The sequence below is a fragment of the Dyella dinghuensis genome, assembly GCF_003977615.1.
Classification (GTDB): Bacteria; Pseudomonadota; Gammaproteobacteria; order Xanthomonadales; family Rhodanobacteraceae; genus Dyella_B; species Dyella_B dinghuensis.
In genome coordinates this window covers 124228-140041 of the sequence record NZ_RYZR01000002.1, presented here as the reverse complement: position 1 = coordinate 140041, position 15814 = coordinate 124228, and the positions used below count along the sequence as shown (strand labels likewise).

The following is a 15814-nucleotide window of genomic DNA, read 5'->3' as shown; positions in this document are numbered from 1 at the left end:
CACTGAGGAAAAAGCCATGAACACCACCACATGTCGTTGCACCGCGCGCGACATCGGCCTCGCTATTGCGTTGTCGCTCGCGGCCAGCCTGTTGGCGTCACCGGTGAACGCCCAAGTGTTTGTCACGGATCAGGCGGCCATCGCGGCGAATCACGCCGACGCGACGGCTTCGTATGTCAAACAGGGCTTGCAATACGCAAAACAGGCTCAGCAGTACGCAACGCAAGTTGAGCAGCTCTCACAGGAAGTGGCCATGGCGCAAAACATTCTGATGAAAGCGCAAAGCCTCGGCCATAACATTCAGTTGTTCGACGGGCAGCCCCTTCAGCCCATTACGGACTCCGAGAGCGTCATTCAATCCGCCTGCCCAGGGGCCGACGCCGGCGTGATTGGTGACCTGCTCAGCTCCCTGGCGTCGGCGCTCAGCCCCAATGAACCGATCGCCAAGCGCCAGCAGATGATCTGCGCGCAGATCGTTATCTTCCAGATCGACGAGTACAACAAGACGGCAGACGCGCTTAACCAGATCGGCACGGTCAACATGTCCACGCTGGCCAAACTCAATGACCTGATCGCCTCAGTCGACACGCTCGGCACTAGCAGCAATGCCACCGCACAAGCGGCCAACATCACCGCCACCATGCAAGCTGCCTTGGGCACATGGCGAACCGAGATCCAAGCGGACGAGGACATCATCCAAACCCTCAAGCAGCAACAATCCGTCCTCGCCACAGTTGCCATGAAAGGCAGCAACACGGTGCTCGGCACGCTGGTACAGGCCGCCGCGCTGCAAACCGCCTTTGAGGTGAATCAGTGAGCAATGGTGCGCTGATGCCAACCGATCATCATCGCGCGCCGCGCGCGCGACTCCTCCGCCACAACCCGGATGAAACGCCATGAATAATCTTGGCGATTATGTTTTCTACGCGCTGGTCTACAACTATTTGCAGACAGCAATAGATCGCTTTCAAAACGACGTCTTGGGCAATGCCATGACCCTGGTCAGTGCCGTCGCTCTGGTCCTGGTCACGCTATGGATCATGATCCAGGGCTACCGCATCATCACCGGCCAATCGCGCGAGCCGATGATGACGTTGGTGGTTAACGCTGCCCGTGTCGCCGTGATCGTTGCCGCGGCATCCACGATGTCCATGTTCTCGCAACCGTTGCAGTCGATGCTGTCCGCCAACGGCGACGGCAGCCTCGGCGCGGCCATCAGCGCGCTGGTTTCCGGCAACACCTCGCCCGTTGCTCAGATCGACCGCAATATGGCCGCCACTCAGCTCACGCTGTCGGCCATTGATGTGGTGCAGGTGCCGCCGGGCGATACCGAGAACGCCCAGGCCAAGGCGCACGCCATGATGCTGGCCGGTTTCGGCACGGCCAGTCCGCCGATGGCCGCCGGGGCGATGTTGCTGCTCTACCAGTTCGCCATGGCCCTGTTCATCGGTTTGGGACCGATCTTCATTCTTTGCCTGATCTTCGAGCAGACCAAGGAGCTTTTCCGAAAATGGTTGTTCTACGGCATCGGCACGCTGTTCTCCATCGCCACGTTGTGTGCCGTTTCTTCCATCGTGCTCAAGCTCACCGAGAACGTAGCTGTCGCACTATGGGGTGCCGACCTTATCAACAACTTTACCGGACAAGGTGCCGAAGGTCTTTCCAGTCGCGCGCTGGAACAAGGCGGCATTGGTTTGTTGCTCACCGTACTCATTGTCTCCGTGCCGCCGATGGCGGCGATGTTCTTCCAGGGCACCATGGGAAGTTTCATGCATTTCTCGGCGTTTAGTGGTGGCCCTGCCAGCCAACCGGGGCCGCAGGGGCAGCCGCCGGGGTCCTATGGGGCGCTGCAATCCAATACCTCGTATGTCAATTCTGGAGGTAAATCTGGCACTGGTGGTTTCGACAACACCCAAGCCGCAACACCCTACCTAGGATCTCCAACCACTATCCACAGCGACACAATAAAAGCGTCTAGTACCAGGCCCGTCCCAACTACGGGAGACCGGTCATGAAATTTACCTCACGCTTGTTACAACTGATTAGTTTGCTCTGTGTAAGCTTTGCTGCGCATGCAGAGGGTGGATGTCCTCCAGGAATGATTCCGTATAGCGGCACTGATATCAGCTCATGTGGGCCGATTCCCCCAGGCTATTACCAAAATAGTCAGCAGCCGCAAGCCCCACCAATGCAGTGGGCTTCCACATGGGGCGCAATCGCCACCGACGAACCACACGGAATCCTTGGAGCAGCTGTTGGCATGCCGAGTAAACGCGAAGCCGAGCAAGCAGCTCTCTCTGATTGCCGCTCAAAAAACGGCTCTGACTGCAAGCTCGAACTTGCCTACGACAACGAATGTGCCGCGCTCGTTGTGAGTAAAACAGGCTACGTAGTGACCGCACATCAAACGAAGGATTTGGCAATTCAATCTGGCATGAAGACTTGCCGAGATTCTGGCTATGAAGACTGTCACGCGTACTACTCGGCATGTAGCCTTCCCCAGCAAATTCAATAAATCACCACGAAGACGGCCATCGCTTACTCGACAGCTATCTTGCTTGCCGTGTCCACATCGGCGTGCGGTTCGCTCATGAATCCAGACATCAAGCAAAACCCGCATCCGAAAATGCGCTGTGACGTGACGCCCCTATTCCAGCCACGGCCGTAGCCGTGTAACCCGAAATAAGCAAACGAACTTACCGCACATCACGGAATCCATTTCCATGAAACATCGCAGCCTTTACGTAACACCGCTGGTCGCCATCGCTTTGACGTTCGTCGTCGCAAGCGGCCGCGCCAATGATCTGCGAGGCGAAAACCTTATCCAGTCGTTGCCGTCCGGATTCAACATTGCCACACGCGGAACAGCCGCCGGTGGCGTTGAGTTAACGGAGATGATTCCAAACGGCGAGACCGTCGATAACTGGACAAAAATGGTCACGACACAGGTGTTCTTTGGCGTCAAGGACCTTTCCTTTCAAACTTACATGAGCGACATGGAGAAGCACTGGAAGGATTCATGCGATGAAACCGATTCGAAACTGTTGCGCGATGGCAAGGAAAACGGCTATCCCTTTCATTTGTGGATGCAGACCTGTTCGTATAACGATTCAAAAAAACATCCGAAAATAACGTGGTTCAAGTTCATTCAAGGTAACGACAGCACGTACGTGGCGCAGTATGCCTTCCATGTCGAACCATCGAAGGATCAAGTGATCGATACCATGCATTACTTGGCGGAAACTCAGGCATGCGACACGCGCCGCACGGAAAGTCCTTGCCCTGAAATCGATGTAAAGAAGTAGCACTACTACAGAAACAGCGGTAGCTCTGCTCCGAATCCACCGATGTAAATGTTTTCAGAATGAAAGTTGCAAGGATTTACCCTGCATGGATGCCTCAATCTCCACCATCGTGTCCAAGGATCTGTTCCGGCGATGGTGGCTACGGCATCGGCACGTTGTTCTCGATGGCGACGCTGGGCGTGGTTAGCGGCATCGTGCTGGGCCTGACGGCTAAGGTCGGTGCCGCGTATTGGACTGCCACGGTGATCAACTCGATCATGGGCAACAACCCCGAGAGCTTAACCAATCAAGCGATGCGGCAAAGCTGTATTGGATTGCTGATGACCTAGTTCACTAACTCCGCACTACTCACGGCAGCGCTTTTCTTTCAACCCTTTCAGTAACGCGACACGGATACACGAGGAGTCAAGCCATGAAACCGCTCGTTCTAATCGCCGCCATTGCTATCGGTGCTGCCGGGCTCAGCTTCGGTCCCGCACATGCCCAAGCTGCCGATCCATGCTCGGTGTATATGTGCATGGCGGGAATATCTGGCGCTGGCGCTACGGGCGGACCAGCCTGCGCCGCTCCCATCGCCGCCTTCCATGCCATCCAAGTTTGGTCGCCGCACTTCAATAGCTCGGCCACCGCTGCCGCGCGCAGGAATTTTCTGCTGACATGCCCTGGCGCGCAGGTTGCCACCAATCTCGCCATCCTCAACGCCATCATCGCCGAGTGGGGTTATAGCCCATGAGCAGGGAGCGCAATCGGCTCCGTGCACTTTTTTGCCGTTGTATCGGCCAGCACACTTGGTGGATGAGCGAGGAGATATCAGGCCATGAAATCGCACTGCGTTAACTCGCTATCCATTCCGTGCCGTAGCACATCAGAAACACTCTCACTGCCATGAAGACAAGCACAGCGTCTGTACTCATTCTGTCTCTGGTCCTGACCACCTCCGCCTGTAGCTCTCACATGAACGATCCCGACATCAAACAAAACCCGCATCCGACGATGCGCTATGACGTGACGATTACCATCGAAGGTGCGCCGGGTCCGTTCGATTCCGTCGACGGCATAATGCAATACGAAGTTACAAACTTAGCTTGCGTCCCCAAGACTGGCGGCCCCATGAACGCGATGAGAATTCCACCCAAAGCGTGGCCTCGCATCACTTTCAACAAGGTTTCCGACAACATCTACAAGGGGACCGCCTACGGCGATTACTTCAAGGATGAGGATTACTTTGGCCTGGGTGTATGTCATTGGTCGCTGATCGCCGCCAGGGCTGAATTGAAGGTCAACAAGCTCACGCTTGTTTCGTACCTTTCGCCCGAGCAGCTGTTTTCACAGCAAACCGTTCCTAGCTACTTCGTTCGCGAGGACTACGACGACAACCAGCACGAGCGAAGCTCTTCTGGCGAAACTCACCTAACCGACTATCTACGCAGTAGACCGCAAAGTGTCTTCTCGATAACGCTGACAGCCAAGGAGAGTGCGCAATGACCATCACAGCCAGGGATTATGCAGCACTCGATAAGGACTCATACAAAACTCACGAGTTACGCGACAAGGTCTCCTTCAATGGTGTCATCTATGAGGTGATTGGTTACCGCAACAACCCCATCACGGGCTACCGTGGCACCGCTTATCAGCGCCTAGATACCCACGAAGTTGCCGTCGCCAACCGTGGCACCGAGCCGCATGACGAAGGCAAGTGGCAGGACATCATCACCGATGCCGGCATGGTGATTGCGGGCTTCAACGCCCAAATGCTGGATGCAAGAGCGTTTGCGCATGAGGTGCAAGATGTTGTCGCTAAAGATGCCGCCAAATACGGCTACCCCATACCACCCATCACCCTCACCGGCCACTCTCTCGGCGGCGCCATCACCGAAATCCTCGCCCACGAGATGCACTGGCACGGCGTCACCTTCAACGGCTACGGTGCGGCCGATCTGGGTTATCACATTCCCGAAGGCGGCGACCAGGTTACCAATTATGTACGCGCCACCGATATGGTGAGTGCCGCCAGTCATCATTTCGGCAAAGTCGTCGTACTAGCGACGCCGGGCGATATCGCGCGACTGCGTGCCGCAGGTTATGACGACAACGTCACAGCGAGCGACCTGCGCGATCCGGTTGGCGCCAAGAGTTTCGCGGCACACAGCATCGACAACTTGGCACCCGACAATCCCGGCCTCACTCCCTCGGATCTGTCGCCCGAAAATGAAGCCCGCGCTCGCGCCCATAGCAAGGCTATCGGCCTTTTCCGCGAAGATATGCAGGCATTGCGCAGCAACACGCTGTCATTGCCGTGGGAACTACGGCAAAAGCAGCAGACCGCGATCAAGCTTGCCAGCGACACCGCTTCAGCAGCCCTGCACGGCGATGTCGAGAAGGCCAGCAAGATCGAGGAACTCGCTGGACATCGTGCTGCAGTCAACGTCCAGCATGTATTCGACACCACGGCAAACACTACCCTGCTTAGCGTCAAAGCGATTGACCGCGTGGGGGAGTGGGTAGCGACCCCTTTAAGACAAGCGGCTGGCGAGGTGTATGACAGTCTGGACCGCATGGGCCGCGCATTGGGCAGTGATGCCGCTGCAAATGCGGGCCGCCAGGTCGCGCACGATGTGTCGCAGGCTTTCGATCAGACCCGCGATGCAGTATCCCATGACGCCGCGCAGAGTTTTCATGCCATCCAGGATATGGCACATCAGGCCGCTCAAAGCGCCTCATATACGATCGACACTGCGCGCGACCAACTCTCCCAAACACGGGAGACGCTGAACCACACGTCGCATGTGCCGGTTCGTCTAGATGATGCAGCCCATCCGGATTATCCGTTGTACCTTCAGGCACGCGATGGCGTGTACAAGCTGGACGCGGCGCAACACCGTACGCCCGATCAGCGTAGCCATCAACTGGCCGCGACATTGACCGTTGCCGCCCGCGAGAGGGGCTTGGATCGGATTGACGGGGTATACCTCAACATGGATGCCAGCCGCGTGGTGGGCTATCAGGAGGGCAAGACTCATTCGTTCGATGGCTTCGTTGGTGTGCCAACCGTCGAGGCGCTCAATACACCTATTGAGCAGAGCAGCAACGCGTGGGAGCAGACCATGCAGCAAAGGCATCTGCAACAGGCGCCGGTGCAGCATGTCGTACAACAGCAAGAGCTGGCCAAGCAAGCCACTCAGGGCTTCGCGCGTTAGCGGGAACTTGTCTATGCGCGCACGCATCAGGCCATCGATTGTCTAGCTATCACTCGACATGCTTCGGGTTATTGGTCACGTCTGTACAACATGGCGTGCGGTGTCTATAGAAAAATAAAACCTCCCGTGCATACGCACGGGAGGTTCGAGGCTTGCATGATCAGTGCAATCGGACTTAGTGCTTCTGCTTATAGATGCGACGGCTGTTGGCGTTTTCGGAATGATTGAGGTTTTTCTGTTCTTGCTTGGTCAGATGGCCGTCGTGACGGGCTTCATCGGCGCTTTCGCGGCGTGCAATGTTCTCGTCGTGCTGGTCGTCGCGTTGAGCCTGTGCCTGGCTCATGGTGCCGTTCTTCAGGCCGTTGTCGATGCGGTTCTGCTGGTTTTGCAGACGGTTGTTCACTTCGTTGACGCGCGGATGGCCGGGAACATCGTTGTTGGCCGGCGCTGACTGTGCCATCACCGAGCCGGAGGCAATCGCTGCACCGATCACCAGGCCAATGACGGTAAGTTTCGATTTTGCATTCATGGCAAATTCCTTGAGTTGTTAGCGGACGTTACTTTGTGGAATCTGTCGCCTTACCGATGTGGAAAAGCGGCATGCATGCGTCGGGCGGGGTCATCTGTGGTTTGCGCATAACCGATGGTGTCTCCACAAGCGTCTTGCTTCCATCGCGTGCCCTCACCTCGCGCATTTGCCATGAACGGGCGTCCTTGTGACGCGTTGACAGACGGCACATGCGAAGGCGGAAAGATTCAGCTGGGAATTAGCTTCGTGGATATTCTTGGTCGAGAACGCGCCATTCTGTCGCTGGGCTGACGGCCGCACGTAAAGGCGCCGGAGCCTATTGTGCAGTGCAAAGAAATTTAGGCGCAGGTCTAAGGGCCTGTTCGGCTCGCGCTACATCGAAGCAAGATGTGGCGAGCGCGAGTGCGCAGTACAAGCCATGTGTCTTTGCGAGTGTAGTTCGTCGCGTTGTATCGCTTTCGCGTTATCAACGTTCGCCAGCAAGAAAAGAAATGGTGCCCCCGATACGATTCGAACGTACGACCTTCCCCTTAGGAGGGGGATGCTCTATCCAGCTGAGCTACGGGGGCGATGGAGATCTTCCTAATGCGGCACGCCACAACAGCGCAATTATACGTGGTCGACGGATTCGCGACAGCCCCGGGATTTTCGGCCGATTTTGGTGCGTTTGCCTAGCATCGCTAAAGAATGGCATGCACCCGCAACATTGTGCTGCGACAAATAAGCGGTGTCGCAAACGGCGCGCGTTGCGGTGACGTTGATACCTATTTCAAGGAGTCGGAAAAGCAATCTTCTAGTTACTAATAACGATATGGCACTCGACAAAAATGAAGCCTGATTTATTGCAACAAGGTCACATTGGTCTCTTAGTTTCAGCCCGTGCGAGAGCCAAGAATGTTTATGCGTTTTATGCAAATGGTTCGGCCTTCTATACCGCTTTTATGGGCGCGTCTGTTACGCCGCAATAATGCGTAAACCGGCTTTGGCAGCCTTATTTAGTGTGATGCTAGTTGTGTAGACGGCCTTCACCTTTTGTGGGCGCCAGACTCGTATGATTCACCCCAATAAACCGGGGCGGGTCGGCCCCAGGTGTGCGTGGTAGGCGGCGAGCACACCTCAAGTTCTGCAAGTTCCAGGCGTTTACCGAGAGTGAATTTTATCGATACCCAGTGGGCGTTCTGTGGGGGAACGAGGATGGGGCATAGACCAGGCTGGACTAAAAATTGGCTTGTGCAAGATATTGCGGTAGGGCTGATTTATCTGGCCCTCTACCTTCTTTTGCGGCCACTTTCCCATAGCATCTGGATTGTCACGGCAGGCCTGCGCCTTAGCGCGCTGCTTTTGGTCCCCTATCGCCAATGGCCTGCCCTGGTCCTTGCTGACACTGCGGGCCTGCTTTATTTCGACCTGCCCTGCCTGGGTCAGTTTGGTCCACTTTTTGTAACGATCGATTCCATATCTCCGTTCCTGTTGGCCGCACCAGCCGTATGGTGGTTTCGAAGCAAACAGGGGCTTTTCCCTTCGCACCGCATGGTCAAAGTGAAACCCCTGCTTTGGTGCCTGGTCACCGCTACGTTGATCTGGACCGCGGGTAGCATGGTCACCGTACAGACGCTTCCCCTTCCCTATTCACAAATGGGTTCCACCCCCACTTATGTGCTGTATACCGCACTGGGCAAATTGGTGGGCATTCTTACCTTTGTGCCGCTTGCGCTCTGCTTCAAACTGCGCGACACGTCTGTTCCTTTGAAAGATCAAATCAAGCGCCTGTTCACCAGTAGGCTTGCTGTCGACGCTCTTGTGGTAGTTCTGCCGACGTTGCTTGCATTGTTCTTGCTGTCTCGCCACGGCCAGCAGGAGTCAAAAGACGTTATTCGGATCTTCATGTTCGTACCGGTCGGTTGGCTCACGCTCAGGCACGGCTGGAGGGCTGCGAGCTTCGGGACAGCCGTCGTCATGTCCGCACTTTTCATAAACATGTCGCACGTTCCGAACCCGGCGCTGGTCCAAACCCAGGCGTTTATTTGTTTTGCCACGGTGTCGTTGTTGGTGCTGGGCGCACGCACGAGTAGTGAAAACCTGTTCCAGGAACGGGAACGCCTGGAAGCGAAGGAAGCGCTGAGGCTGGCACAGCAAGGGCTGTATTTGTGCGAAGTGAGAATGCGGCAGACTGCCTACAATCTGGAGCAAATTGCGGGCACTTTGCAGGTCACTCATAACGGAATCCTGAAGCGCTTCCGGCACATGATTTCGTTGACGGAAAGTCAGAATTTCTTCCGCCAGGCGAGCGCCACAAACGCGCAAATCTATCAGTTAGCCGATTCCCTGCACCCTCTCTCATGGCGCGAGAAGGGGCTGCCGTCGGCTCTTCGCGAATCCATTGGCAGAACCCTGGACGAACAAGGGTTTGTGTATCACTGCTCGCTTGAAGGGAGAGGCCTAAGCAAGCTTTCGCCCGGTGTGCATTCGGCCATCTACAGGTTTGCGTGCGAGGCAGCCGTATACGTTTGCGAAAACTTTGCCTGCTCGCACGTATCTCTAACACTTCGCGGTGGCCTTTCGCATGGGCAGCGTTGGGTCGTGATTCGACTTGAGGGCAAACAAATGCCCAGCCATATCAATGACCCGGTCTTCAAGAACAGAAATACCAGTCAACTTGCTACAAAACTGGGCACACAAGGGCTGGGATTAGACTCAATGCGATCTTATGCGCACCTGTTTGACGGCAGCATGCACGTTAAAGTTGCTGCCGACTCACTCAGAATAACCGCGCTTCTTCACGATATTAATAAGATCAAAGCCGAACAGCGGAGCGACTCGGTTCCCCTCGCTATGTATCTTCGTTAATCCAAAAAATTCATCGCTCCAAAGAAATAGCCACCCTTAGTAGGGTGGCTATTTCTTTGCTTTTCTCGCGCTGTATCTTTACCGCATAAAATCAGTGCATGCTGCAAAGCTGCACAGATCAATTGGTGGTGGACGGCGCGGGCGTTCCTATCTGACCCGTTACGCCAGTGACTGCGCAATCCGGTGGCTCGCAAGCCTCGTCGTTCGCTGTCGCCGTGTTGATGAGAACGTGGCCATTCTGTTTAGGCGTGGCGGTCAGTGTCACACCTTTATCGTTATAAACCGTCTCGGACGCGTTGCCAGTTTGAGGAGTCGCCGAATGCGTCACTTCGCTTGCGTCCAATCCGATTGGCAGCGTAAGCACCACGCCATTGGCAACCGCGACGGCTGCACGGACGTTGCCGTTGAGGTCATTGACCTGAAAGTAACGAATGCCATCTTTGCGGAACACGTAAACGTGATAGTGCGGACTTGTGCTTACATCCGAAGCATTAGGCCACGACTGACCTAGTCCGGTGGTTGCATCCGCATTTTGAGCGAGCGCAGGTGCGGCGGATAAGAGGGTGAAGAAGCAGAAGCCACCGACTAACGCCAAAGAACGCGGTATACGAACCATACTGCCCCCTCCCAATAATGACCCGTGGCACGATTGCCTCATCTAAATCTATCAGCAAAATGCTGAAAACCATGTCTAGCTTCGCACTTTAATCAGTGTGCATTTAAGCAACGAATAACTAGAACGATCCAAGTACAGCATTTGATCTTGTTGAGTAGATCGTTCGTCACAAAATATTGACGAAACGCTTGCCGGATCGATGTGTTGCAACGTGCATAGGGAAACGCGTATCGCACATAAAGGTTGAAGCATGCAGGTCTGCCCTGTTAGCAAACTGCGAACGCAAAAACATACCTTCGAGCAAATGACGCGTGGATCGTGACGAACTGCGCTTCATGCCGAATGAGCGGGTGGCGCAGCGAGGCAGCCCCGGAACCAGCTCAGGGCCCCGGCAGAGGCACCCCCTGGCACCCCCTGATAGAATGGGCGTTTCCCCATTCAGGGCACCCCCGGGTGCCACGGCTCAGGAGTACGCATGTCCCACGATATCCTCAAGGCGCTTGGCCTTACCGGCGAGCAGTCGGGTACCTATCTCGGCAAGGGCGAGTGGTCCAAAACCACTAGCGCCGGCACGCTGCAACCGCTGAATCCGGCCACGGGCGAGGTGATCGGCACCGTTCACGCCTCCAGCGCCGCCGATTACGAGACCATCGTGACCCGTGCCCAGGAAGCCTTCAAAGTGTGGCGCACCACCCCCGCCCCGCAGCGTGGCGAGGCCGTTCGCCTGTGCGGTGAAGCCCTGCGCAAGCATAAGGACGCGCTGGGTTCGCTGGTCGCCCTGGAAATGGGCAAGATCAAGCCCGAGGGCGATGGCGAAGTGCAGGAGATGATCGACATCGCCGATTTCGCGGTCGGTCAGAGCCGCATGCTATACGGCTACACCATGCATTCGGAGCGTCCCGGCCATCGCATGTACGAGCAGTATCAGCCGCTCGGCATCGTGGGCATCATCAGTGCGTTCAATTTCCCGGTGGCAGTGTGGGCGTGGAATGCGATGCTTGCTGCTATCTGCGGCGACATCTGTATCTGGAAGCCCTCGCCCAAGACGCCGCTTTCGGCGATTGCGACGATGAATATCTGCAATGACGCACTGAAGGCTGCCGGTTATCCGGATCTGTTCTTCCTGTTCAACGATGCAGGTGTCGAACTCTCGCAGAAGTTTGTCGACGACAAGCGCATTCCACTGATCAGCTTCACCGGTTCGACGAAAGTGGGCCGCCAGGTTGGCGAACGCGTCGCGCAGCGCATGGGCCGTTCCTTGCTGGAACTGGGGGGCAACAACGCGATCATCGTGGACGAAAGCGCCGATCTGAAGCTGGCGATTCCCGCGATTGTGTTCGGTGCGGTGGGTACGGCCGGTCAGCGTTGCACGACGACGCGTCGCTTGTTTGTGCATGAGTCGATCATCAACGATGTCACCGAAAAACTGATCACCGCGTACAAGCAGGTTGAGGGCAAGATCGGCGATCCGACGCTTGCAACCACGCTGATGGGCCCGCTCAATAGCAAGGAAGCCGTGACGGCATACCTCGCTGCGATCGAAAAAGCCAAGGCCAGCGGCGGTACGGTTCGCACCGGCGGCGCAGCGCTGACCGATCGCAAAGGTAACTTCGTGCTGCCGGCGCTCGTTACGGGCCTGAAGAACAGCGACGACGTGGTGCAGACGGAAACCTTCGCACCGATCCTCTACGTGATGCCGTTCAAGACGCTGGATGAAGCGATCGAACTGCAGAACGCTGTACCGCAAGGCCTGTCGTCCTCGATCTTCACGCAGAACCTGAAGTCGGCCGAGCAGTACCTGTCGTCGGCCGGTTCCGATTGCGGTATCGCCAACGTCAACATCGGCACGTCCGGTGCGGAAATCGGTGGCGCGTTCGGTGGTGAGAAGGAAACCGGTGGTGGCCGCGAATCCGGCTCGGATGCATGGAAGGTCTACATGCGCCGCCAGACCAACACCATCAACTATTCGAACTCGCTGCCGTTGGCGCAGGGCATCAAGTTCGACCTGTAATCGCACGCTAACGCCCGGTGGTGTCGTACGTCACGACATCACTGGGCAGCGCTCGCCTCGCGATCACTGCGGCAACGCGGTAAGGCGAGTGCCGCTACACTAGCGCCACTTCGGACGCAGAGAGGACACGCCATGAGCTATCAGCCTCCCGTTTATCGCTCCACGTCGTCGCTGGCCATCGTCAGCCTGATTTTCGGCATTGCCACGTGGTTTGTGCTGCCGTTTGTCGGCGCCATCGTTGCCATTGTCTGTGGACACATGGCGCGCAATGAAATCCGACGCGCACCGGCCGGAACCGTGGAAGGCGAAGGCATGGCCACCGCCGGCCTGGTGCTGGGATATGTGCACCTCGCGCTGATGTGCCTGATTGTGCTGATCGGCATCGTATTGATGATGCTCGGCTTCAGTTTCTGGCATTGGCACTGAGGCTCGACAACGGATCTGCGCATGAAAGATCTTCGCTCCACCGAACGCTTCAGCGATCGCGTTGCCGACTACGTTCGCTACCGGCCGGATTACCCTGCGGCGCTGCTGGAGTCGCTGCACGCTACACAGGGCGTGACGCCTGAGTGGCGTGTCGCCGATGTCGGTGCAGGAACAGGCATTTCATCCAAAATGTTCCTGGATGCTGGGCATTCGGTTACTGCGGTGGAGCCGAATGCCGCGATGCGTAGCGCGGCACTAGAGTGGCTGGGCGGCAATCCAAAATTCAAGGCCGTCGATGGACGCGCGGATGCGACAACGCTCGCCGATGACAGCGTGGATCTCGTCTCCGTCGCGCAGGCCTTTCACTGGTTTGATCCAGCGGCAACGCGACGCGAATTTCATCGCATTCTTCGCCCCGGTGGTCTCGCGGCTATTTACTGGAACTCCCGTCGATTGACGAGCACACCGTTTCTGGTCGGTTACGAAGCACTGCTGCAAACCTACGGCACCGATTACACCAGTGTCGCCGAACGCTATGGCGATGAGCCGCGCATGCGCGAGTGGTTTGGTGAAGGATGGCGCGGCACAGCCGAATTCGATCATTGCCAGTTGCTGGATTTCGACGCGCTTCGCGGGCGTCTGATGTCCTCGTCCTACGCACCGAAACCGGATCACCCCAACCACGAACCGATGATGGCCGCGCTGCGCAAACTATTTGACGAATGCGCTGTTAACGGGCGTATCAGTTTCGATTACGACACACGCGTTTACGTCGGCGAGGTGCTTTGACGCATGTACGACTGGATTCGTCCGCTGCTTTTCAAAATGGATGCCGAAACGGCACATGGGTTGACGCTTTACGGCTTGGGCGTCGCACATCGCAGCAATCTGGGAAGCTTTGTTGTCAGGGAGCCAGACGACCTGCCCACGACCGCTTTCGGGCTGCATTTCCCTAATCCTGTCGGCCTTGCTGCCGGGCTAGACAAGAACGCCTCACATCTGGACGCATTGGGGTCCCTGGGTTTTGGCTTCATCGAAGTCGGCACCGTGACGCCACGTCCGCAAGCCGGCAACGAGCGCCCTCGCCTTTTCCGCCTTCCTGAGTACGAAGCCATCATCAATCGCATGGGCTTCAATAACGATGGCGTGGATGCCTTGGTGCGCAACGTGGAGCAATCCCGATACGAAGGCGTGCTGGGCATCAACATCGGCAAGAACAAGGACACGCCCAACGACAAAGCGGTAGATGACTATCTGTTCTGCCTTGAGCGCGTTTACGCGCGCGCCAGTTACATCACCGTCAACATTTCTTCGCCCAACACCAAAGGCCTGCGCGACCTGCAGGAAGAAGTCACGCTGCGCCGCTTTATCGAAACGCTTCGCGAAGCGCAGGAACGCCTCGGTTCGCAACACGGCGCGCGCAAGCCCATGCTGCTGAAGATCGCGCCTGATCTGACGGAAGCCGAACTGGACAGCATCGCTGAAGTGCTTATCGCGGCAAGCGTCGACGGTGTGATTTGCACCAACACGACGATCGATCATTCGTCCGTGGTAGACGATCCGCATGGTCACGAGACGGGCGGCGTGTCAGGCAAGCCCCTTTTCCTGCGCTCCACCGAAGTCGTGCGCGGCATGAAGCAGCGCCTGGGTGACCGCGTTGGTATCGTCGGCGTCGGCGGTATTCTCGAAGGCGACGATGCTGCTGAAAAAATGGAAGCAGGTGCATCGCTGGTGCAAATTTATTCTGGATTGATTTATCGCGGTCCGTCGCTTATCGGCGAATGCGTTAACGAGATCCGCCGCCGGCAGGACCATCGCGATGGCCGTTGAGCGTATCGACATGGGTGGCTACACCCTGATTGAAAATGCACCGCTGGTTACACGCAACACACTGCGCGTCGCAGCGCGCGCAAAACTGCTTGCCGAAGTACGCGATGCCGCAAAGCTGCCGGAGCTGCTGGATTTTCCGGCCATTCGCGCCAGCCGCCCGTTTATTTTGGGCGAAGGCAGCAACGTGCTCATCACGGGTGATATCGATCGCGCCGTCATCGCCATGGACACACGCGGCGTGCATGTCGAACAGGACGGTGACGTCGCCCGTATCGCGGTAGCCGCTGGCGAACGCTGGGATGACTTCGTGCGCTGGACGCTCGGCCAGGGTTTCGCGGGACTGGAAAACCTGATCCTCATTCCCGGCACAGTGGGCGCGGCGCCGATTCAAAACATCGGCGCATACGGCACGGAAGTGGCGGAGTTCATCGAAAGCGTCGAAGCGTGGGACCTGACCGAGCGTCGTGTCGTCACGCTTGATCGCAGTGCCTGCACATTCGCCTATCGCGATTCCCTGTTCAAACATGAGCCGGACCGTTTTATTGTTACAGCGGTGCGCTTCGCGCTACCTCGCAGTCACACGCTGCGGCTGGACTATGCTGGCATTCGCGAAGAGCTGGAGCGCATGGGCGTCGACAAACCCGCACCGTTCCACGTAGCCGAAGCCGTGGTGCATCTGCGCACCCGCAAACTGCCCGACCCTGCCGTGATCGGCAACGCGGGCAGCTTCTTCAAAAACCCCATCGTCGATGCCGCTCAGGGCGAAGCGCTCAAGCGTGAACATGACCAATTGGTGGCGTGGCCAGGACAAGACGCGCGCTGGAAGCTTTCGGCTGCGTGGTTGATCGAGGCGGCCGGTTTCAAAGGGATGCGTGACGGCGATGCAGGCATTTCCAACCGTCACGCGCTGGTCCTGGTCAACCATGGCAAAGCCACAGGCCAGGAACTGTGGGCCTTTGCGCAGCGTGTCATCGAAGGCGTGCAAACGCGTTTCGGCGTGCGGCTGGAGCCGGAACCCATGGTGATTGGCACACGCTGAGCCGCCTCCTCCCT

At 57.1% G+C, this 15814-nt stretch carries 16 protein-coding genes and 1 tRNA gene; 14 read left to right on the top strand and 3 right to left on the bottom strand.

Going from position 1 to position 15814, the window contains the following annotated elements; all coding sequences use genetic code 11:
* Positions 1-16: 16 nt before the first annotated feature.
* The 8 genes from EKH79_RS01685 (at position 17) to EKH79_RS01650 (ending at position 6502) form a co-directional block, all read left to right on the top strand.
* A complete protein-coding gene (locus tag EKH79_RS01685) occupies positions 17-817 on the top strand; it encodes a hypothetical protein (RefSeq protein WP_126672061.1) in 801 nt (266 codons plus the stop codon).
* 79 nt (positions 818-896) lie between these two features.
* Positions 897-2015 (top strand): TrbL/VirB6 family protein, encoded by a 1119-nt coding sequence (locus tag EKH79_RS01680; RefSeq protein ID WP_126672060.1) that lies wholly within the window; start codon positions 897-899, stop codon positions 2013-2015.
* Positions 2012-2515: a DUF4189 domain-containing protein gene (locus tag EKH79_RS01675; RefSeq protein WP_126672059.1), complete on the top strand. Its 504-nt coding sequence runs from the start codon at positions 2012-2014 to the stop codon at positions 2513-2515. The genes EKH79_RS01680 and EKH79_RS01675 overlap by 4 nt, the downstream gene beginning before the upstream one ends.
* Positions 2516-2723: 208 nt before the next feature.
* On the top strand, positions 2724-3305 hold the full coding sequence (locus EKH79_RS01670; RefSeq protein WP_126672058.1) for a hypothetical protein: 582 nt from the start codon (positions 2724-2726) through the stop codon (positions 3303-3305).
* A gap of 89 nt (positions 3306-3394) precedes the next feature.
* Positions 3395-3634: a hypothetical protein gene (locus EKH79_RS01665; protein ID WP_126672057.1), complete on the top strand. Its 240-nt coding sequence runs from the start codon at positions 3395-3397 to the stop codon at positions 3632-3634.
* An 83-nt stretch (positions 3635-3717) separates the two neighbouring features.
* Positions 3718-4038 (top strand): hypothetical protein, encoded by a 321-nt coding sequence (locus EKH79_RS01660; RefSeq protein WP_126672056.1) that lies wholly within the window; start codon positions 3718-3720, stop codon positions 4036-4038.
* A 221-nt stretch (positions 4039-4259) separates the two neighbouring features.
* Positions 4260-4790 (top strand): hypothetical protein, encoded by a 531-nt coding sequence (locus EKH79_RS01655; RefSeq protein ID WP_126672055.1) that lies wholly within the window; start codon positions 4260-4262, stop codon positions 4788-4790.
* A complete protein-coding gene (locus tag EKH79_RS01650; RefSeq protein ID WP_126672054.1) occupies positions 4787-6502 on the top strand; it encodes an XVIPCD domain-containing protein in 1716 nt (571 codons plus the stop codon). The genes EKH79_RS01655 and EKH79_RS01650 overlap by 4 nt, the downstream gene beginning before the upstream one ends.
* A 175-nt stretch (positions 6503-6677) precedes the next feature.
* Here EKH79_RS01650 and EKH79_RS01645 read toward each other — a convergent pair whose 3' ends face one another.
* Both EKH79_RS01645 and EKH79_RS01640 read right to left on the bottom strand, forming a co-directional pair.
* Complete coding sequence (locus EKH79_RS01645; protein ID WP_126672053.1) at positions 6678-7031, bottom strand: hypothetical protein; 354 nt, start codon at positions 7029-7031, stop codon at positions 6678-6680.
* A gap of 492 nt (positions 7032-7523) precedes the next feature.
* Positions 7524-7600: transfer RNA gene (locus EKH79_RS01640), tRNA-Arg, on the bottom strand.
* A 661-nt stretch (positions 7601-8261) separates the two neighbouring features.
* Between EKH79_RS01640 and EKH79_RS01635 the strand changes: the two genes are divergently transcribed.
* Complete coding sequence (locus EKH79_RS01635; RefSeq protein WP_158621169.1) at positions 8262-9878, top strand: MASE1 domain-containing protein; 1617 nt, start codon at positions 8262-8264, stop codon at positions 9876-9878.
* 118 nt (positions 9879-9996) lie between these two features.
* Here the strand turns inward: EKH79_RS01635 and EKH79_RS01630 are convergent, their stop codons facing one another.
* Positions 9997-10494 carry a hypothetical protein gene (locus tag EKH79_RS01630; protein ID WP_126672051.1) on the bottom strand — a complete coding sequence of 166 codons (498 nt, stop codon included), beginning with the start codon at positions 10492-10494 and terminating at the stop codon, positions 9997-9999.
* A gap of 475 nt (positions 10495-10969) precedes the next feature.
* On the opposite strand from EKH79_RS01630, the gene amaB reads away from it, so the two are divergent.
* The 5 genes from amaB (at position 10970) to murB (ending at position 15800) form a co-directional block, all read left to right on the top strand.
* Positions 10970-12505, top strand: a complete 1536-nt coding sequence (gene amaB, locus EKH79_RS01625) for an L-piperidine-6-carboxylate dehydrogenase (RefSeq protein ID WP_126672050.1) — start codon at positions 10970-10972, stop codon at positions 12503-12505.
* Between the two features lie 132 nt (positions 12506-12637).
* On the top strand, positions 12638-12931 hold the full coding sequence (locus tag EKH79_RS01620) for a DUF4190 domain-containing protein (protein WP_126672049.1): 294 nt from the start codon (positions 12638-12640) through the stop codon (positions 12929-12931).
* 21 nt (positions 12932-12952) lie between these two features.
* The gene (locus tag EKH79_RS01615; RefSeq protein WP_126672048.1) at positions 12953-13720 is read left to right on the top strand and encodes a class I SAM-dependent methyltransferase; all 768 of its coding nucleotides are present in this window, start codon (positions 12953-12955) and stop codon (positions 13718-13720) included.
* A gap of 3 nt (positions 13721-13723) precedes the next feature.
* Positions 13724-14761, top strand: coding sequence for a quinone-dependent dihydroorotate dehydrogenase (locus EKH79_RS01610; protein ID WP_126672047.1), 1038 nt, complete (start codon positions 13724-13726; stop codon positions 14759-14761).
* Positions 14751-15800, top strand: coding sequence for a UDP-N-acetylmuramate dehydrogenase (murB, locus tag EKH79_RS01605; RefSeq protein ID WP_233590131.1), 1050 nt, complete (start codon positions 14751-14753; stop codon positions 15798-15800). Before EKH79_RS01610 ends, murB begins: the two co-directional genes overlap by 11 nt.
* Positions 15801-15814: the final 14 nt, after the last annotated feature.